The sequence below is a fragment of the Thermohalobacter berrensis genome, from assembly GCF_003609645.1.
GTDB classification, from domain to species: domain Bacteria; phylum Bacillota; class Clostridia; order Tissierellales; family Thermohalobacteraceae; genus Thermohalobacter; species Thermohalobacter berrensis.
In genome coordinates this window covers 1-19,838 of the sequence record NZ_MCIB01000040.1, presented here as the reverse complement: position 1 = coordinate 19,838, position 19,838 = coordinate 1, and the positions used below count along the sequence as shown (strand labels likewise).

Annotated in this window: 18 protein-coding genes, 1 tRNA gene and 1 other annotated feature; of the genes, 4 read left to right on the top strand and 15 right to left on the bottom strand. The window is 29.3% G+C overall.

The features are described 5' to 3' along the window. Positions 1-37 precede the first annotated feature (37 nt). The 11 genes from treC to BET03_RS12985 all read right to left on the bottom strand — a co-directional run bounded on the left by treC (position 38) and on the right by BET03_RS12985 (position 11,203). Positions 38-1,702 carry an alpha,alpha-phosphotrehalase gene (gene treC, locus BET03_RS13035; protein ID WP_120170735.1) on the bottom strand — a complete coding sequence of 555 codons (1,665 nt, stop codon included), beginning with the start codon at positions 1,700-1,702 and terminating at the stop codon, positions 38-40. Between the two features lie 91 nt (positions 1,703-1,793). Next, a complete protein-coding gene (treP, locus tag BET03_RS13030) occupies positions 1,794-3,209 on the bottom strand; it encodes a PTS system trehalose-specific EIIBC component (RefSeq protein WP_120170734.1) in 1,416 nt (471 codons plus the stop codon). Positions 3,210-3,450: 241 nt separating this feature from the next. Then, positions 3,451-3,756, bottom strand: coding sequence for a DUF5362 family protein (locus BET03_RS13025; RefSeq protein ID WP_120170733.1), 306 nt, complete (start codon positions 3,754-3,756; stop codon positions 3,451-3,453). Between the two features lie 71 nt (positions 3,757-3,827). Beyond that, positions 3,828-4,610, bottom strand: a complete 783-nt coding sequence (locus tag BET03_RS13020; protein ID WP_120170732.1) for a CPBP family intramembrane glutamic endopeptidase — start codon at positions 4,608-4,610, stop codon at positions 3,828-3,830. A 236-nt stretch (positions 4,611-4,846) separates the two neighbouring features. Further along, positions 4,847-5,314: a tRNA adenosine(34) deaminase TadA gene (gene tadA, locus BET03_RS13015; protein ID WP_341466513.1), complete on the bottom strand. Its 468-nt coding sequence runs from the start codon at positions 5,312-5,314 to the stop codon at positions 4,847-4,849. Between the two features lie 9 nt (positions 5,315-5,323). Next, positions 5,324-5,400, bottom strand: a tRNA-Arg gene (locus BET03_RS13010). Positions 5,401-5,480: 80 nt separating this feature from the next. Continuing rightward, positions 5,481-6,629 carry a D-alanyl-D-alanine carboxypeptidase family protein gene (locus BET03_RS13005; RefSeq protein WP_120170731.1) on the bottom strand — a complete coding sequence of 383 codons (1,149 nt, stop codon included), beginning with the start codon at positions 6,627-6,629 and terminating at the stop codon, positions 5,481-5,483. Positions 6,630-6,793: 164 nt separating this feature from the next. Further along, positions 6,794-8,320, bottom strand: coding sequence for a M1 family metallopeptidase (locus BET03_RS13000; protein ID WP_120170730.1), 1,527 nt, complete (start codon positions 8,318-8,320; stop codon positions 6,794-6,796). Positions 8,321-8,499: 179 nt separating this feature from the next. Next, the gene (gene serS, locus BET03_RS12995; RefSeq protein ID WP_120170729.1) at positions 8,500-9,786 is read right to left on the bottom strand and encodes a serine--tRNA ligase; all 1,287 of its coding nucleotides are present in this window, start codon (positions 9,784-9,786) and stop codon (positions 8,500-8,502) included. A gap of 65 nt (positions 9,787-9,851) precedes the next feature. Beyond that, positions 9,852-10,053, bottom strand: a binding site (T-box leader). 98 nt (positions 10,054-10,151) lie between these two features. Beyond that, complete coding sequence (locus BET03_RS12990) at positions 10,152-10,583, bottom strand: flavodoxin (RefSeq protein ID WP_120170728.1); 432 nt, start codon at positions 10,581-10,583, stop codon at positions 10,152-10,154. Positions 10,584-10,606: 23 nt separating this feature from the next. Further along, the gene (locus tag BET03_RS12985) at positions 10,607-11,203 is read right to left on the bottom strand and encodes a DUF3793 family protein (protein ID WP_120170727.1); all 597 of its coding nucleotides are present in this window, start codon (positions 11,201-11,203) and stop codon (positions 10,607-10,609) included. A gap of 190 nt (positions 11,204-11,393) precedes the next feature. On the opposite strand from BET03_RS12985, the gene BET03_RS12980 reads away from it, so the two are divergent. After that, on the top strand, positions 11,394-11,585 hold the full coding sequence (locus BET03_RS12980; protein ID WP_120170726.1) for a hypothetical protein: 192 nt from the start codon (positions 11,394-11,396) through the stop codon (positions 11,583-11,585). A gap of 17 nt (positions 11,586-11,602) precedes the next feature. On the opposite strand, the gene BET03_RS12975 is transcribed toward BET03_RS12980, so the two are convergent. The 4 genes from BET03_RS12975 to BET03_RS12960 all read right to left on the bottom strand — a co-directional run bounded on the left by BET03_RS12975 (position 11,603) and on the right by BET03_RS12960 (position 16,622). Continuing rightward, positions 11,603-12,046 carry an S-ribosylhomocysteine lyase gene (locus tag BET03_RS12975; RefSeq protein WP_120170725.1) on the bottom strand — a complete coding sequence of 148 codons (444 nt, stop codon included), beginning with the start codon at positions 12,044-12,046 and terminating at the stop codon, positions 11,603-11,605. 17 nt (positions 12,047-12,063) lie between these two features. After that, entirely contained in the window at positions 12,064-14,844 is a 2,781-nt protein-coding gene (locus tag BET03_RS12970; protein ID WP_120170724.1) for a UPF0182 family membrane protein, read from the bottom strand. 83 nt (positions 14,845-14,927) lie between these two features. Beyond that, the gene (locus tag BET03_RS12965) at positions 14,928-15,941 is read right to left on the bottom strand and encodes a PTS sugar transporter subunit IIC (RefSeq protein WP_120170723.1); all 1,014 of its coding nucleotides are present in this window, start codon (positions 15,939-15,941) and stop codon (positions 14,928-14,930) included. 156 nt (positions 15,942-16,097) lie between these two features. Next, positions 16,098-16,622 carry a transcription repressor NadR gene (locus BET03_RS12960; protein WP_120170722.1) on the bottom strand — a complete coding sequence of 175 codons (525 nt, stop codon included), beginning with the start codon at positions 16,620-16,622 and terminating at the stop codon, positions 16,098-16,100. A gap of 391 nt (positions 16,623-17,013) precedes the next feature. Between BET03_RS12960 and BET03_RS12955 the strand changes: the two genes are divergently transcribed. From BET03_RS12955 to corA, 3 genes are all read left to right on the top strand, one after another. After that, entirely contained in the window at positions 17,014-17,769 is a 756-nt protein-coding gene (locus BET03_RS12955) for a threonine/serine exporter family protein (protein WP_120170721.1), read from the top strand. Between the two features lie 20 nt (positions 17,770-17,789). After that, positions 17,790-18,233, top strand: coding sequence for a threonine/serine exporter family protein (locus tag BET03_RS12950; RefSeq protein ID WP_243096949.1), 444 nt, complete (start codon positions 17,790-17,792; stop codon positions 18,231-18,233). A gap of 253 nt (positions 18,234-18,486) precedes the next feature. Next, positions 18,487-19,539 (top strand): magnesium/cobalt transporter CorA, encoded by a 1,053-nt coding sequence (gene corA, locus BET03_RS12945; RefSeq protein ID WP_120170720.1) that lies wholly within the window; start codon positions 18,487-18,489, stop codon positions 19,537-19,539. The last annotated feature ends 299 nt before the right edge of the window (positions 19,540-19,838 follow it).

Sequence of the window (19,838 nt, the reverse complement as noted above, 5' to 3'; positions counted from 1 at the left end):
ATTCTATCACCTTAGAACATTTTACCAGAGTTTAGGATTACTTTTCAAGGTGATAAACAATAGACTCATAAGGTCTTAATTTAATTTTATTAAATTCCTCTGGGGAATCATTATAATTTGAAATAAGTATTTTGCTCTTATATTCATCAAAATTCAATTCTTTTGGCAGTTGAAACATTGTCTCTTTTCCATAGAAATTATTAATTACTAATAGTTTTTCATTTTCATACTCTCTTATATATGCAAATATATCATCATGATCTTTTAGTATAATTTTAAAATCTCCATATGCTATAACATCATATTCTTTTCTAAGTTTAATTAGGTTTTGATAATGATAAAAAACTGAGTCTTTATTATTTAATGCATTTTCTGTGTTTATTTCTTTATAGTTTTTAGCTACAGATATCCATGGTGTACCAGTTGTAAATCCAGCATTTTCACTAGTATCCCATTGCATTGGGGTACGGGAGTTATCACGGGATTTTGCCTGTAATATCTTAATTATTTCCTTTTCATCTTTACCTTGGTCTTTTAATATATTGTAGTAGTTTATTGACTCAACATCTTTATACAAATCGATACTATCAAAATATGGATTTGTCATACCAATCTCTTCACCTTGATAAATATAAGGTGTTCCCCTTAGCATGTGTATAGTAGTTGCTAACATCTTTGCAGATTCTTTATGATACTCTTTATCATTTCCAAATCGAGATACAATACGTGGTTGGTCATGGTTACACCAGAATACAGCACTCCATCCGTTACCTTCTTGCATTCCAACTTGCCAATCATTAAAAATTTCTTTTAATTTCTTAAAGTCAAAATCCATTAAAGTCCATTTGTCACCATTTTCATAGTCAACCTTTAGATGGTGAAAATTGAATACCATTGATAACTCTTTTTCTTCTGGGTTTGAATATTTAACACAATTGTCTATTGTTGTTGAAGACATTTCACCAACTGTAATAATATCATCATGCTTACCAAAGGTCTCTCTGTTTAGTTCTTTTAAGTATTGATGGATACGAGGTCCATCTGTATAGAAACGGCGTCCATCGCCTTCATAGTCATCTTCATATTTATCAGGTTTTGAAATAAGATTGATAACATCAAGCCTAAATCCTTTTACACCCTTCTCAATCCAAAAATTTACGATTTTAAATACTTCTTTTTTTACCTCTTCATTTTCCCAGTTAAGGTCAGCTTGGGTTACATCAAATAGATGAAGGTAATATTCATCAAATTCTTCTACATACTCCCATGCTGAACCACCAAACTTTGATACCCAATTTGTTGGTTCTTTTCCATCTTTAGGCTTTTTAAATATATAAAATTGTTTATACTTTTCATCACCTTCTAAAGCTTTCTTAAACCACTCATGTTCTGTAGAAGTATGATTAAATACCATGTCTAGCATTATTCCAATACCACGCTTGTCAGCTTCTTTTACTAGCTCTTCAAAATCCTTCATAGTTCCAAAACGAGAGTCTATATTATAATAATCTGAAACATCATATCCATTATCATTCTGAGGAGAAACATAAAATGGAGTTAACCATATATAATCTACACCTAATGTTTTTAAATAATCTAACTTTTGTGTTACACCCTTTAAATCACCAAAACCATCACCATTTGAATCATTAAATGATTTAGGATATATTTGGTAAACTACACTTTTTTTAAAATCCTTCATAAAATCCTCCCCTAATTCTAATTTTTATAAATAGCACAAAAAGGGGGAGCATAAAATCTCCCACCTTTCTATATTTATAAAATCAGTTTAATTATTTTTGTACTGCAATTTTCTTTTTAGCAAAGAATATTGTTAATGCAAATGGCACAACAATCGCTATTGTCATAGCTAAAGCAAAGTTTATAATAAATTGTGGTTTTATTGATAATATACCTGGTAATCCACCAACTCCAATTGAGTTAGCCATAACTCCAGTCCCTACTGACAACACTGCTGCAGTTGCTGAACCAATCATAGCAGCTAAGAATGGGAATACATATTTTAGGTTAATACCAAACATTGCTGGCTCAGTTACACCTAAGTAACATGATATTGCTGCTGGTATTGATATTTGTTTTTCTTCTTCATCTTTTCTATTTAGATAAATTATCGCTAAAACAGCAGAACCTTGAGCTATATTAGATAACGCAATCATTGGCCATAGGTTTGTTCCACCTAACTCACTCATTAACTGTAAGTCTATAGCATTTGTCATGTGATGTAATCCAGTAATTACTAAAGGTGCATAAGTAAATCCAAATAAAGCCGCAAATAACCAACCAAATGTTGAAGTTAATCCTGCATATACAACTTTTGATATAGCTGAACCAATCTTCCAACCTATTGGTCCTAACACCACATGAGCTAATAAAACTGTTGGTACTAATGCAAAGAATGGAACTACAATCATTGAAATATAGCTTGGAACAACTTTACGTAACTTAAGTTCTAAGTTTGCTAAAACAAAGCCTGCTAATATTGCTGGGATAACCTGTGCTTGGTAACCAATTTTTTGAACCTTAGCAAATCCAAAATCCCAAACTGGTATCTCTGCTCCACCTGCAACTGCATAAGCATTTAATAGCTGTGGAGATACTAAAGTAATACCTAATACAATTCCTAATATCTGAGATGCTCCCATTTTCTTAGAAATAGACCATGTAATTCCTACTGGTAGGAAGAAGAAAATTGCTTCACCAATTAACCATAAGAAATCATAAACACCAGCCCAGAATTGAGAAACCTCTACTAGAGTTTTTGTACCATCCTCTAGTAATTTTATATCTCCAATAACATTACGGAAACCTAAGATTAAACCTCCAACTACTATTGCAGGAATTAGAGGTGTAAAAATTTCACCTAAGTGAGAAATTAATCTCTGTAGTAGATTCATATTTTGTCTTCCAGCTTTTTTAGCTTCAGACTTACTTACCCCTTCTACACCTGATACTTCAACAAAATCATTATAAAAAGTTGCTACTTCATTTCCAATTATTACTTGGAATTGTCCTGCTTGTGTAAAGGTTCCCTTTACACTCTTTATTTCTTTTATTTTTTCTACATCAGCCTTGTCTGTATCATTTAATACAAAACGCATACGAGTTGCACAGTGTGATACTGCAGCAATGTTTTCCTTACCACCAATATACTCTAGCAATTGCTGTGCTTCCTTTGTAAATTTACCCATTATTAGTCCCCTCCCATCTTATTTTGTCTTTACTTGTTATAATAGCTTAAAGGAAACCTTTTCTTTTATTTTTAAACTTGTACGTACAACTTGTTCATTCACAAGATAATTATAACTTGTACGTACAAGTTAGTCAATACGTTTTCCTACTTTTTTCTACAAAATTTTTTTAAATTATTGTAATAAAAAAAAGCGGCCTATGTCCGCTTAAGTTGATATTAAATAACATATTTGATTAATATTATCTCCTAGACAATAATCCAAAAACACCAATAAGAAGACCTACAATTATCAATACTGACTGTATATTAAAATAAGTAACTAAATTATTAAATAAATCTACATAATGAAACTCCTCTATTTCCTTTTCGGCTAGCATTTCTCTAGCATTTTCAGATACCTTTAGCAAATTTACCCCTAAAAAAATACTAATAGCTCCTGATATGATACCAATAATACCTGCAAAAAAATTTATTACCCCAAATATTATCAATGTATATCCCAAAAAATTTGTTACTTTTGATAATTGATTTAGCTTTTCCCTCATAAAGACTCCCCCATAAAAAATTATTTTATCTAACTTATTTTTATATAAAAAGTTAAATATTTAAAAATATCCTAAATAAATAAAATTATTGAATAGATAGAAGCAAATATATTAAAAATAATGTGTATTAAGATACTATGTTCTATATCCTTTCTATAAAGAATATATCCACAGGCTATGCCTAATGGTAATACTTGAATATATTTTATCCAGTTATTTATTAAAACTCCTGAATGTAAAAACATCCATACTATAGATGGGATAGTAATGGATATAAACTTCTTAAACTTTCCCTTTCCAAACCAATGTAAAAATAAATTAACTCCTAAAAATCTAAAGGTTATCTCCTCTCTTATTGGTCCTAAAATCCATATAACTAATAAAGTATTCAATATAGAAAGCCATCTTAAGTCTTTTTTAAAGTCTTTTATTAATTCAGGATTTATCTGAGGATTACTAATTTCAAATATAATTATAGTCCAAATAAGCAATATTAAACTTGTTTTAAAAATAAGCTTCCAGTCAATTCCCTTAAGATTAAAATTCCTTTTTAGAAAGCTACTTCCCCTTAACCAGTTTATATCAGCTAATGATTGAGCAGTTCTAAGCTGTGCTTTTAAAATAATATAGTTTAAAAATAGCCCAATAATTTGACCTACTATAAAAGCACCACTTATTCTTTTAATTAAAAATTGTAACAATATTGCACTAATAGCATTGATAATAATAAATATTATGGCTATTAATTTAGTTTTTTCCTTATATTTTTGTGAATATTTCTTGGTAGCTTTATAATACACAATAGTTAAAATTAATATAGCCAATCCAACTATACCACTAACTAAAGCCTGCATTAAAACACCTTCTTTTAATTATTAACCTCTATATTTAGATATTTTAGTAGGTAATTTACTTAATAACTTTTTCTTTAAACTATATTCATAAATTTAATTTTTGTTATTACCTAATTATTCCATATATTTTTATTTCTATATATAGAATTATATTCCTTTTCAAAAGTCTTTTATATTCAATAAAAAAAGGCTAATGAATTATAAAAATCCATCAGCCTTTTTAAAGCAATTATAGATTATCTTTTATTTCTAAGTTTTTTAAAAAAGTCCTTCATTATAAAGGAGCACTCATCTTCTAATACTCCCCATTTCATCTCGACTCTATGATTAAGATTAGGATTCTGGGTAATATTTAATACAGAGCCACAGCCTCCCATTTTAAGATCTTTTGCACCAATTACAAGCCTATCTAATCTAGAGTTTACTATTGCACCCGCACACATAGGACATGGCTCTATAGTAACATACATAGTTGCCCCCAAAAGCCTCCATCCATTAAGTACTTCACTTGCCCTTTTAATAGCAACCATCTCTGCATGGGCTGTTGCATCCTTTAAACTTTCCTTCATATTAAAGCCAGTTGCAATTACTCTGTTATCCTTTACGATAACAGCCCCTACTGGTACTTCTTCTATTTTATATGCCTTATATGCTTCATTTAATGCTAATTTCATAAAATATTTATCTATAGACAATTTCTTCACCTACAAAAATGGTGCACCCGAGAGGATTCGAACCTCCGACACACGGCTTAGGAGGCCGCTGCTCTATCCAGCTGAGCTACGGGTGCACTAAATCTTCTTTAATTTAATTTGCATTTATATATAATAAACTAAAATTTGTAATTTGTCAATATTTACATATTACTTGTTATGGAACTAATTGGGTTAATATTTTTCTTAAGTAAAACCAAAAATCTACTCTATATACATTTCTCTTTACTATCAAATCTACTTCCCTTATTTTATTTCCATCTTTATATATTGTAACTTTCCCCAACTTTTCTCCTTTATTAATGGGAGCCCTTATTTCTCTATTTAATACAATTTCTTTTTTAATATTTTTATCTCTTCTCCTTAAAAGATATACATTTTCTACTGGAAATAATTCCACTTCAGGATCTTTAGCATTTTCTATATGTATCTTTTCTATAGCCTCATCTTTAGAAAGAATCTGATTTTTAACGTAATTTCTTATACCATGATATATTAAACCTATGCTTTTATTTTTTCTTTCCTCCTCACTACTAGCACCCATAATAATACCTATTAGCCTAAAACTCTTATCATTGTCTTCTGTCTTCGGTACTCTAACAGTAGATACTAAACAGTATCCTGCCTTATCTGTATATCCTGTTTTTAAACCATCAACTCCATCTATTTCTCTAAGAAGGGGGTTTGTATTCTCCTTAACATAGTCCCTAAATGGGACATTAATTTTATACATTTTAGATATATCTAATATTTGTGGGTATTTATCTAAAATATACCTTGTAAGCTTGAAAATATCCCTTACAGTCATTCTATTTTGCTCATTACCCTCTGGTAATCCATTAGAGTTAATAAAATTATAGTTTTTTAATCCAATCTCTTTAGCCTTTTTATTCATAAGCTTTACAAATTCCTTTTCACTTCCCGCTATATACTCTGCTATTGCTACACATGAATCATTTGCAGAAGCTACAATAATGGATTGAAGAAGGGTTTTTAATTTTATCTTTTCTCCTTTTTTAAGATTAAAGGTACTACCTCCAATTTTAGGGGGTTCTTCTCCAATAGTTATTACATCATCTAAGCTTACCTTCCCCTTAGATACCATATCCATAGTAACTAGATATGTCATTAACTTAGTTATACTTGCTATTTCTACAGGTGAATCAATATTATAACTATATAATATTTCTCCAGTTTCATATTCTCCCAATAAAACAGCCCTAAGACCTTTATCTAAACTATCACCATATACTACATTTGAAAAAATAAGTAAAAGAACTATTAAAATAGTAAAGATCTTTTTCATAATATCCCCTCTCTAAAGCTATTCATCTTATAGTTTTAACTTTATTTATGAGAAATAAACAAAAATTAGTAAATATTTAACTAATATATTTTTGAGGGGATAAATAAAAAAAGTAGCGCAGACTAAAGTCTGCGCTACTTTTACAAATTGTGAATTGTTAATTATCAATTAAGTCCGTAAAGCCACTCTTTTACTAACTGTTCAAAGTCATCTCCTGTTACTTCTTCACATATTTTTATGAAATCTTCTGTTGTAGCATTTAAAAACTTATATTTACCATAATAATTCCTAAGTATTTCATAAAGTACCTTTTCCCCGTACCTTTCTCTTATTTCATGTATAAACATAGCTCCCTTACTATATACTAAAGGACCATAATCATTCCATCCATTAAACTCATCTAAAGGTTTTACTATATTTTCATTTGCTTGTATTACTGCTTTTCTAGACTCATAGTAGGCCTCAGTACTATTTTTATAATAATTCTCAGCTGAATTATCACCATATTTTTCATTAACATAAATCACTTCTGAATAGGAAGTTATTGATTCATCTAGCCAAGCCTCGTCTACTTCATCATTTCCAACTACACCATACCACCATTGATGTCCTGTTTCATGAGCAATTACAACTTCAAGATAATTTTTATAGTTTTTGTTATAATATTTTTCTCCAATAAAAACTATTCCTGGATATTCCATACCACTAGGAAAACTAGTTTCAACAACAGAATATTGTCCATATGGATATTCACCAAATGCATCATTAAATATATCTATTGAATCACATGAAACCTCTACAGCAAAATCATTTATTTCCCTATCTTTTTCTAATAGATATACGTTAACTAAAGTATTATCTACTTTCTTTTCTACTTTAGTAAAATATTTGCTCCCTACCCATGCAAAATCTCTCATAAGCTTCGCTTCAATTTCCCAAATCTTTTTGTCATTATTTATCTTTTCTGATTTAATATTACCAGATGATGCTATTACCATATCTTTTGGTACTGTAATTGTAACAGTATAATTATTTACATCACTATAAAATGGGTCACCAATCCTATAATAAGGGTCTAAATTCCATCCTTCATCATCATATACAACTGCTATTGGATACCAATTTCCAAAGTTATATGTCCTTTCACCATATCCAAACCTATCCCTGCAAGGAGGTAAAACTCCAGTATATTCCATATATATTTCAGTTTTTTCACCAGGTTTTAATTGTTTTCCTAAGGATATTTTTAATATAGTACTATCTTCTCCTTCTATGCTAAAAGTAGCATCCTTTCCATCTACCTTAACCTTTTTTATATCCATATATCCTGGTTTAAATCCTTCAGGATAGGCACTTTCAAAGTCATCGAATAAAAATGGGGCTGTTTCTTTTTTTCTAAATGCATTAGGATATACATGAAAATATACCTTATCTAATGGAATGTTCTCTTTATTAAAATATATTACTTTTTGTTTTCCAAAATATTTCTTTTCCTCTGGGTAAAATTCAACATCAATATCATAGTTATCTATTTTCTCTATATCAATATTGTTATAATCTTCTGTTATAAGTGTTGGATATTCTTTCTTTTCAGTTATGGAAATATCTTTATCATCTTTAGGGCTACAACCAACAGATAAAATAATAAAAACTAGAATAATTGATAATATTGAAACTAATCTTTTTTTCATTCTACTCCCCCTAAAATTTAAATTCTATATCTAATATATGATAAAAAGGGTAATTAAATGTTATAACTTCTAATTTATATTATACTACTACTTCTCCATTATTCTAATATTATGATGAATATATTTTTTAGCAAATAATAAAAACAGATACCAGATATTAAACCTGGTATCTGTTTTTATTATTTCTTTTCTATTTTTTCAATTCCACCCATGTATGGTCTTAAAACTTCTGGAATTACAACAGAGCCATCTTCTTGCTGGTAATTTTCAAGTATTGCAGCTGTAGTTCTTCCAACCGCTAATCCTGACCCATTTAATGTATGAACAAATTGAACTTTACCTCCATCCTTAGGTCTGTATCTTATATTAGCCCTTCTTGCTTGGAAATCTTCAAAGTTACTACAAGAAGATATTTCAACATATCTATTATAGCTTGGCATCCATACCTCTAAATCGTATTTTTTAGCTGCTGTAAAACCTAAATCTCCAGTACATATCTTAACTACTCTATATGGTAAATTTAAAAGCTTAAGAACTTTCTCAGCATTGTTTGTTAATTTTTCTAATTCTTCATAAGACTTCTCAGGAGTTGAAAACTTTACAAGTTCAACCTTGTTAAATTGATGATTTCTTATAAGTCCTCTAGTATCCCTTCCTGCTGAGCCTGCTTCTTGTCTAAAACATGGAGTATAAGATACATAATAAAGTGGTAAATCCTCTTCATTTAATATTTCTTCTCTATGAAGATTTGTAACAGGCACCTCTGCTGTTGGTATTAAGAAATAATCTTTACTTGGAAGCCTAAATGCATCTTCTTCAAACTTTGGAAGCTGTCCTGTACCTGTCATACTATCTCTATTTACCATAAATGGTGGTATTACTTCTGTATATCCATGTTCAGTTGTATGAAGTGTTAGCATAAAGTTTATTAATGCCCTTTCTAATAAAGCACCTAACCCTTTATAAACAGCAAATCTAGATCCTGTTATTTTTGAAGCAGTTTCAAAATCTAGTATTCCAAGGTCTGGTCCAATATCCCAATGGGCTTTAGTTTCAAAATCAAATTTTGTTGGTTCTCCCCATTTTCTTATTTCAACATTATCTTCATCTGTTTCTCCCTTAGGAACATCTGGATGTGGAACATTAGGAATTCTTAATAGTAAATCCCTTAACTCATTATCAATATCCTTTACCTCTGAATCCATTTCTTTAATCTTAGCAGATAACTCTTTCATTTCATTTATAATATTAGATACATCTTTTCCTTCTTTTTTTAATTTAGGTATCTCTTTAGAAACAGTGTTTTGTTTAGCCTTCATCTGTTCTACTTCTACTAGTATTTCTCTTCTTCTCTTGTCAAGTTCTATTACTCTTTCAAGCATTTCAAGGTCAAAGTCTTCTCCTCTTCTCTGTAACCCCTTTTTAACTTCTTCAAAATTATTTCTGATTCTTTTAATATCTAACACTTTCAACCCTCCTTAAAATTTATTCAAATAAAAAACCTCCCACCCCTAAACATATAATTTATATATTTAGGGACGAGAGGTTATATCCCGCGTTGCCACCCTAGTTAGCCAAAATAGCTCACTTTGTGCACTATAACCTGTGCAAAGGGTCTTACCTTTTCAGTAAGCAGCTCCAGGATGGATTCAATAACCAACCCCACTGGTTTGCACCAACCACCAGCTCTCTTAAGAGGCCAATTATCTACTATTTCCCTTCATAGCTTTATCTTTATTGATTTGGAATTTATTGTATCATATATTATATGTTTTTTCAATAGATATTATTAATTATTTTATGTAAATATAGGATAATTGATATTTACTTTTTATGAATTAGCTAGTTTTTTTCCTAGTTCTTTGCACTTTTCTATATCTTCATCTTCTGGTGTTAATCTAATTATTAATCCTTCATCAACTAGCTTAGCTCCATAATTTTCCATTCTTTCTTCCCAGTCTCTCATCCATTCTCCGTCTCCCCAATCATATGAACCAAAAAGGGCAATAGTTTTTCCTGAAAAATCTACATCTTCTAATGACTCTATAAAAGGCTCCATAAATTCCTCTTCTAAAACTTCATTTCCCATGGATGGGCAACCAAATGCTATAAGGTCTGAGTTTATAACATCCTCTTTTGTAGCATCCTCTACTCTAATTAGTTTTACTGAATCACCATTTACTTTTGCTCCATCTCCTATTGCCTCTGCCATAATCTCAGTATTTCCTGTACCACTCCAATAAATTACTGCAATTTTTTTCATTTGTTATCCCTCCAATTTATTTATTATACATATAAAAGCACCTTTTCAGGTGTATATTGGTTTAATAAATTTCTTACTGTATTTTTAGCTTTTGAAAATTCGCTAAATTTTTTATCTGATAACCTCGAATCTCCGTATACACGCCATCCATTAATTTTAGTTAGCTTTAAAGACGGATGACCAATAAAACCAATTATATCCTTTAGAGGATATCCTAAAAATACCCCAATTTCATCAGGGATTTTTCCAGCCTTTATTTTATTTATTAAAAAATCTAAGTAGCTTTCCATAGTATAATCTTTAGGATATCCTAAATTTTTAAGGAACTTTTGATTCCTTTTATCTCTTAAACATACATCAAGACTTTTAGAATTATAAAACAATATTTTTATACTCTTGTTTTTATATATAAACATTTTATATTGTATTTTCTTACAGCAACCAATATGTTTTTTTACTTTCTCAATTTTAATATCTATTTTATCATCATGCATTGGAAAACTAAGTACCTCTGAGGGCTTAACACCAATAAGTACAGGTCCTAACATCTCTACTAATCTTTTTAGAAATTTATCCTCTTGCTTACTATAAAATAAACAGGTACCAGTTCTCTTTTTCACAATACCCCCTCCATAATTTTAGGAAAATGTTATTGATAATGATTATCATTATCTCTAAATAGATAATAACATATTCCTTTTATTTTGTAAACAGTTAAATAAAAGTTGTTAAGTTTTGTAACATCAGGTATAAATTTTTAAAAGATGTCAACAATTCAGAATAGTCAATTTAGTAAAGGGGGTTTTTAAAATGGATAACATAGATATATTAGCTAAAATAGGTGATTTAAAGGAAAATGATTATAGGAATACCTTAGCAATAGCCAGTATTATAGAAGTATTAATTGAAAAGGGGATAGTAGATAGATATGATATAGCAAGGATGGCAAGAAAGTTAGATTCTATGACTATAGAAGAAATAAAAATGATGAGGGCTAGATAATCTAGCCCTCATCATTTTTATTTTAAGCCTTCTAAAACATTTTTTACATATTCTTTTGCTGCAAAAAGTGAATGGTCTCTATAGTTTCCACATTGTATTTCGTTTGTTGCAGGTACTTCCTCTTCTTTAGTTTCTAATATTTTCTTTAATACGTTAATCCAAGCCTTTTTTATCTCCTCTTCATCTGTTTTACCAAATTTTACAAGATAGAATCCTGTTCTACATCCCATAGGTGATATATCAATTATATCATCAATTTCTTCTCTAAAGTATGTTGCCATAAGATGTTCTATAGTATGCATTGCCCCTGTAGGCATTGCCCCTTCATTTGGTTGAACAAATCTCAAATCATATTTTTGTACTATATCACCCTTTGGTCCAATTATTTTTCCAGCCTTTCTCACATATGGTGCCTTAACTTTAGTATGATCTAGTTCAAAACTCTCTACTTTTATTGGCATATATATTCCCCTTTCTATTATTGTTCAATGTTATTATCTTCAGCAGACCTGCTCAGTCTATTTAGTATATTTTCTAATTGATTTAAGTATTCTCCATATTCAGCCCAATTCCCTTGTTGTGAAGCCTTCCTAGCCCTTTCAAAAATTTCATTTGCTCTAATAATTATATCCCTTATATTTTCATCGGTTATATCATCATCTACATCATCTATTATACCATCTTCGTTTTCTTCCCTTTCCACTCTTCCAAATATCTTGGATAGGGCTTCATCTAAGGTTCTTTCCATTACTATTTGGTTTCTATAGGCTACAATTATCCTCTTAACTTCAGGAAGACTATTTTCACTACTTGCCTGTAAATATATTGGTTCAACATATAATAAGGAGTTTTCCACTGGTACTATTAATAGATTTCCCCTTATAACGTCAGAACCTTCCTGTCCCCATAGGGTGAGTTGTTGTGATATCTCTGTATCTTGATCTATTCTATTCTCTATTAACATAGGTCCTGATATTGTTTTACTCTTTGGTAATTTATATATAAACAGTTTACCATAATTTTCACCATCATTTCTAGCCACAAATAAAGCTGTCATATTAGGCCTTTCTTTAGGCGTATATGGTACAGTAAGTAAAAATTCTACTTTATCTTCATCTGGAAGCTTAAACATAACATAATTTGGTTCAACATTTTGCTGTTCATTTACATATTTCTCTTTTGCTATATCCCATATATCCTCTCCATTATAAAATACCATTGGGTTATCTATATGGTAAACTCTATAAATTTCAGATTGAACATCAAATAATAGGGTTGGATATCTTACATGACTTCTAAGACCTTCTGGCATCTCTTCACTATCTAAAAATAAATCAGGGAAAATTTTTCTATATGTCTGGATAATTGGATCTTCTTTGTCAAATATATAAAATTTTGTTTCACCATTATATGCGTCAACTACTACTTTAACAGAATTCCTGATATAGTTTAAATTAGTATCTTTATATGGTTGAGAATATGGATATCTGCTACTAATTGTATATCCATCTATTATCCAGTATAACTTACCATTATCTTGATTTAATACTAGATATGGATCAGAGTCATACTCTATAAATGGAGCAATTTTATTTACCCTTTCCATAATATTTCTATATATAAGTATTCTACTATCTGAATTTATACTACCTGAAACCAATAGTTTTAAACTTCCTTGTTTTATTGCAAACAACAACTTGTTTATTCCACCTAACTTTATTCCTGCTTTTCCTTGATATGTAGTCATTTTATTATTTTCCCCTTGAGGATAATCAAATTCTTCTTCATCGGTATTTACTATAACATATTCATTGTCCAATTCTCCGAAATATATTTCTGGTCTTTTAATATTTAAATCTGTTTCTGTTTCAGGTGGAATATTACTAACTAGTAATCTTGGCTGTCCCTCTTCAGTTACTGAATTTACTGGAGATAATGTAAAGCCATATCCATGGGTATATTTTAGATGCTTATTAACCCATGTTTGTGCTTGTTGTGTTAATCTTGACTGATCTAATTCTCTAGCTGATAAAAATACCTGAGTATATTTGCCATCTATTACATATCTATCTATATCAACATCATTAAATTTGTAATAAAGCCTTATACCCTGAAGTTGATTATACACACTTTTAGTAGGCCTATAGTCATTTATCCTTATATTCTTTACAGTTTCTTCATTTTGGAATATATCCTCTTTAGTTAAATTCTGTTCTACTGGAAATTCTTTTTCTTTTACCTCATTTATTCCATATGCTTTTTGAGTATATTCAATATTATATTCAATATATTTTCTCTCTTTAGCAATTTCATTAGGGGATACTATAAACTGTTGAACTAATCCAGCTGCAATATTACCTAAAATTGATACTGCAATAAGTAAAACAGGACCAATTAATGCTAACTTTATCTTTTTTCTCATTACTCCTAGTAAAAATCCTATAGCAGAAATTACAGCCAATATAGCCATTATTCTATACAGCCATAAATTAACGTGTATATCAGTATAGCTTGCTCCAAAAACAATTCCCCTTGGTGAGTATAAAAGTCCATAGCTTTTAAGTATTTGACTTATACCTATTATTAAAAATATTAAAAAACCTATTATCCCTATCTGTAAAAGAGCTGTTTTTAATATCCTTTTATTAAACAATAGGTTAATATTTTTTGTATCTAATACATTCCCAAAATTATCTTCTTCGCCAAATTGAACAGGCCTTCTTATAGATAAAAGTATTAGGTAAAACACAACAGTTAAAATTATTAAAATAAACATAAATAGAAGTAATAAACTAAGTACTTCATTTATTAGAGGTAGCTTAAATATGTAAAAAGATATGTCATTATTAAATATAGGGTCTTTTACATTAAAGTTAGTTGAATTTAAAAATTCAAGTGTATCAAACCATAAGCTACCTGTAAACATTGAAGACATGAAAAAAGACACAAAGGCTGATGCTACCCATATTAAGGTATTTAGTTTCCTTTCACTTTTTTTATTGGCTATTATACTTCCCCTTTTATAATAACTTTTCTTTATAGATAATAGATAAAAACCAACTAGCCCAGTTAAAATTAAAAACAGTGGTATTCCAATTTTTAGCTGTGTTTTTAATTTAATTAAAAAAGTTTCAGTATATCCAAGTTCTTTAAACCACATATAATCAGTAATGAAATTGATAATAGTTGTAAATGAAGTTAAAACTATTAAAAGTACTAAAATTCCTAAGCCTACAAGATAACCTATTCCTCTTCTCAAAAAAACACCCCTCTCAAATAAAGTAAGGTAGTATAATGTTTATACACATTATACTACCCATTATTACTCTATTTCAATCATTATTAATCTCTTAATTTCATATCTCCGTATTTTATATACCCTTTATTTCTCATATATTCTGATATAGCAAGTGTTATTATTGCAGGTAAAATAAAATGTAATAATATTATACCTAATAATCCACTAGTACCCATTTCACTAAATGTTGCAAATTGCCCTACAAGTCCACTGGTTCCCATACCTGCCCCTATTTTATTATTGTCCATTTTAAATATAACTGTTGCAACAGGTCCTAAAATAGCTGATGTAATAATAGGCGGAATCCATATTCTAGGATTTTTTATTATATTAGGTATCTGTAGCATTGATGTTCCTAATCCCTGTGCTATGAGACCACCTACTTTATTTTCCCTATAACTTGCTACTGCAAAGCCAATCATTTGACTTGCACATCCTACGGTAGCAGCACCTGCTGCTAATCCACTTAAACCTAATGATATAGCTAATGCAGCACTGCTTACTGGAAGTGTAAGCATTATACCCATTAAAACAGAAACTAAAATACCCATAGGAATAGGCTGTAATTCAGTAGCTAGATTTATTACACTACCTAAGAAAGTCATTATTTGGGCTACAATAGGGGAAATATAGTTACCAACTAAACCTCCCACAATAATTGTTCCTGCTGGAACTATAACTATATCTACCTTAGTTTTACCTTGGATAATTTTTGAAAATTCGGCTCCTAATAATGACGCTACAAGTGCCCCAACAGGTTCACCTATTTTTAGGGAAATTAAATCACCATTAAATATTACAGTTTGAGCTCCTATGGCACCAGTAATTATTGATGCAAAAATTCCTAAAGGAGATGCCCCTACACTATAGGCAACTCCCGCCCCTATAGCAGGTCCCATCATATATTGAGCAACCTGACCAAATTTTATTAGAGTATCAATTCTAAGTAAAACCCCTATCTGTTTAAGTATTAGTCCAATAATTAAAGATGCAAATAATCCTAATGCCATTCCATTAAGGACTTTTACAGTATAGTCTTTTATTCCTTCTCTGCTCATCTATATCTCTCCTTATAATTATTTATTAAGTCTGTCATTATTTTTAGTCTGTCTTATCAGAAAGATTGGTATTCTTAACGTTTATACATAGATATAAGTTTAAGGAAATTTCTGTATTTACTTCTGTCTTGTCACCTGATATAAAAAAATAATATACTACCTACTATCTACTAAATATCCCTTTTGATTTAGCCTTTCTTCAATTTTTTTGAAAACTTCTTCACTAGAAACTTCAACAGTATGCAAATGGATTCCTCCAGTTAAAGAAGACAAAGGTTGAGCATCTTTCTTTTTAATTTTTTTCATAAACTCTTCTATTTCTATTCTAGAGTTTAACATTAAAGGACTTTTTATTTCTCCATAAATAGGGTGTTCTACTATAACATCAAGCAATTTACCACCCATATCTATTATAGTTTTTAATTCATCCTCTATTTCATCATAACCACAATGTTTACACACTATAGTTTTTCTTATTTTATCATTTTTTTCAGCTCCTATTATCATATAACCCTGAGGAGTTGCTAATATTTCTGTTCCACCTGCCCTTAATATTGCTATATCTTGAACTATTACTTGTCTACTTACATCAAATTTATCAGCTAAATCTGTTCCTTTTATTGGGGATTTGCTCTTTTTTAAAGTTTCTAATATTGCTTTTCTCCTTTCCTTTGAATCCAAAGCTTACTCACCCTTTAATTTAATTATTTAATAATTACATAATAGCATAAACTTATAACTCCTTCAATCTCTAAAAGAGTATGCAAGGCAGTTCATTATGTTCTCCACCATATTCAAAAAAAGCTACAATAAATTAAAAAAGTATCAATATTATTGCAAGAAAAATAGGAAAATATAAATATTTATTTCTGTTTTTTATCTCCTTGCTATAGTTTTTTGACCTTTTATTTATTAATTCTTTAATTAATATTACGTCCTTTTGGGATTTTTACGGTAAAATGCTGTAAAAAATAATAAATTTAAACCACTATTTCTATATTTTTCTTTATTTTTCTTGAATATAATGTATAATTTTTATTATGAATTAAATTTATTAAAGAAGGAGATTTAAATGACTAAAAGAAATAAGATTAAAAAGTTAGTAGTTATGGCAATGTATGCAGGGAAAATTATGTTAAAAAACGGTGCAGAAACGTATAGGGTTGAAGATACTATTATTAGGATTTGTAAATCAAGAAATATTAAGTATGTTGAAGCCTTTGTTACACCTACTGGTATTTTCTTAAGTGTTGAATATAAAAATGAAATATTTACTTATGTTCAAAGGATTAAAACAATTAAAATAGATCTAAATAAAATAGCTTTAGTTAATGATTTTTCAAGGAAATTCGTAGGTTCAAATATGTCTGTTGAAAAGGCTATGAAAGATCTTAAAAATATTGATAATGCAAACACATATAAAAAATATATTGTACTTTTTTTCAGTGGAATTGCCAGTGGTTTTTTTACTTTACTATTCGGTGGATCATATATGGATTTTTTTGCTTCTTTTATATCAGGTGCTTTACTTGTATTAGCTGTACAGTATTTAAATAAACTTAACGTAACTTATTTTTTAAGTAACTTAATTGGGGGTTCAATCGTTACCTCAATATCAATTTTATTTTCCTTATCAGGTTTTGATTTTAATATGGACAAGATAATTATAGGAGCAATTATGCCTTTAGTCCCTGGTGTTGCAATTACAAATGCTATTAGAGATTCAATGTCTGGTGAGTTTCTATCAGGTGTATCTAGGGGAGTTGAAGCTATAATTATTGCGTCAGCCATAGCTTTTGGTGTTGGAATAACGCTAAAATTTTACTAGGATTCATCCGGAGGGGTATTATGATATTTATCGTTAAACAACTTATATACGCTTTTTTATCAACCATAGGGTTTGGTGTACTCTTTAATATACCAAGAAATTGTATAGTTAAATCAGGAATAGTTGGAACACTAGGATGGTTAGTTTATTTACAAATTATAGAGTTTACCACATCAACAATAGCTGGTGCATTTTGGGGAGCTATTACAGTAGGAATTATAGGGGAAGTTTTTGCTAGAGTATTTAAAAAACCAGTTACAGTATTTATTGTACCAGGAATTGTACCATTAGTACCAGGTGCAGGTATGTATTATACTATGCTAGCTATAACAGAAAAAAGATTTATCGATGCTGCAAATTTAGGAAGTGAAACACTTTTTATTGCTGCTTCTATTGCTAGTGGTATCATTATTTCATCATCCTTATCTAAAATTTATAAAAAACAAGGGGTTAGACCTGAATAATTAAATTATTCAGGTCTAACCCCTTTATTATTCTTTAGTTTTTTATTCATTAATTCTTTAATTAATATTATATCACTTGAGTTATAAAAGTACTGCATCGGTACACGAACTTATGTGCAGCTCTTTATTTTTCATTCATTTTTATAAAAGTAATGAAACGTTCTATTAGAAGGAAATATAAAAAATATAAAGAAATAATAATATGAAAAAGTATTTTTAAAATAAATATATTAATAATAAAGTGGGGATATATATGGGACTATTGTATAAAAATCTCAAAAAGGTGGGCAAACCACCTGGAGCAATTATCTACACTGGTGAAGATAAAAGTAGGCCTATAAAAATGGAAGTTATATACTATAATGAAAACCAGATTTCTAAAGAAGTTGTAAGTTCTTTAGATTCAATTAATTGGGAATCATCATATAATAAATGGATAAATATATATGGATTAAATGATACAGAACTAATAAAAGAAATAGGATCTAAAAATAATATAAGTTCACTGATTCTTGAAGATATAGCGCATATAGGACAACGACCAAAAATAGAGTTTTATGACAATTATATATTTATAGTTTTAAAAATGCTTTCCTTTGATAATAAAAGGATGAAGATTCAACATGAGCAGATATCATTTATATTGCTGCCTGACACTTTAATAACATTTCAAGAAGTAGAGGGAGACGTGTTTGATCCTGTCAGAAAACGAATTTTTCAAAGTAAAGGATTAATAAAGAAAAAGGGTGTTGATTATCTTTTATATTGTTTAATAGATTCTATTGTTGATCAAAATTTTATTTTATTAGACCAGATTGAAGAAAAGATTGAAATAATAGAAGAAGATATTATAAACAATCAAAGTAAAAAATTGCTTGAAAATATATATAAATTAAGAAAAGAATTATTAATACTAAAATCTTCTGTTTGGCCTGTCAAAGATATTATTTATAATTTGCTTAAAGAAGATTCTGTTATAAATGATGATACAAAGGAATATTTGAAAGATGTTAATGACCATTTAATACAGATAATGGATTTTATAATAATCTATCGAGAAATGATATCTAGTTTGTTTGATACCCATCTATCTCACACAAGTAATAAAATGAATCAAATTATGACTATGCTAACAATATTTTCTGCTATATTTATACCTTTAACTTTTTTAGCTGGAGTTTATGGCATGAATTTTCAGTACATTCCAGAACTTTCTTATAGATGGTCCTATCCTATATTTTGGTTCATTTGTATTGTCACTGTAGTTAGTATGTATACCTTTTTTAAATATAAGAAATGGCTTTAGTTATAAAATATTTTATTTTAATCTATTATGGATTGTGTTCTTATTCAAAAAGATATCACAGGCTTGAATAATTGAATTATTCCTACCACAAAGCCCTTAGATACTACTAACTACTAACATTTTCTTGTTATTTGTCTTTCTAATTCTCAATTTTCAATTGTATTTATTGGTCCGTTACTTGACCTTAGATGTTAGGCTTCGATGTCCGTTACTGTGACTATGAAGAAATGCTTTGTGGTCCGTTACTTTGCCTAGAAAGTAACGCTATTAAGTCTTTTCTTAATTTTTTTAATTGTCAA

Coding starts and splice junctions, on each gene's coding strand:
- BET03_RS13025 (WP_120170733.1), bottom strand. CDS start 3,756: ATGAGGGAAAAGCTAAATCAATTATCAAAAGTAACAAATTTTTTGGGA.
- BET03_RS12980 (WP_120170726.1), top strand. CDS start 11,394: ATGGATAACATAGATATATTAGCTAAAATAGGTGATTTAAAGGAAAAT.
- BET03_RS12965 (WP_120170723.1), bottom strand. CDS start 15,941: ATGAGCAGAGAAGGAATAAAAGACTATACTGTAAAAGTCCTTAATGGA.
- BET03_RS12975 (WP_120170725.1), bottom strand. CDS start 12,046: ATGCCAATAAAAGTAGAGAGTTTTGAACTAGATCATACTAAAGTTAAG.
- BET03_RS12950 (WP_243096949.1), top strand. CDS start 17,790: ATGATATTTATCGTTAAACAACTTATATACGCTTTTTTATCAACCATA.
- BET03_RS13005 (WP_120170731.1), bottom strand. CDS start 6,629: ATGAAAAAGATCTTTACTATTTTAATAGTTCTTTTACTTATTTTTTCA.
- BET03_RS13020 (WP_120170732.1), bottom strand. CDS start 4,610: ATGCAGGCTTTAGTTAGTGGTATAGTTGGATTGGCTATATTAATTTTA.
- corA (WP_120170720.1), top strand. CDS start 18,487: ATGGGACTATTGTATAAAAATCTCAAAAAGGTGGGCAAACCACCTGGA.
- BET03_RS12990 (WP_120170728.1), bottom strand. CDS start 10,583: ATGAAAAAAATTGCAGTAATTTATTGGAGTGGTACAGGAAATACTGAG.
- treP (WP_120170734.1), bottom strand. CDS start 3,209: ATGGGTAAATTTACAAAGGAAGCACAGCAATTGCTAGAGTATATTGGT.
- BET03_RS12955 (WP_120170721.1), top strand. CDS start 17,014: ATGACTAAAAGAAATAAGATTAAAAAGTTAGTAGTTATGGCAATGTAT.
- BET03_RS13000 (WP_120170730.1), bottom strand. CDS start 8,320: ATGAAAAAAAGATTAGTTTCAATATTATCAATTATTCTAGTTTTTATT.
- treC (WP_120170735.1), bottom strand. CDS start 1,702: ATGAAGGATTTTAAAAAAAGTGTAGTTTACCAAATATATCCTAAATCA.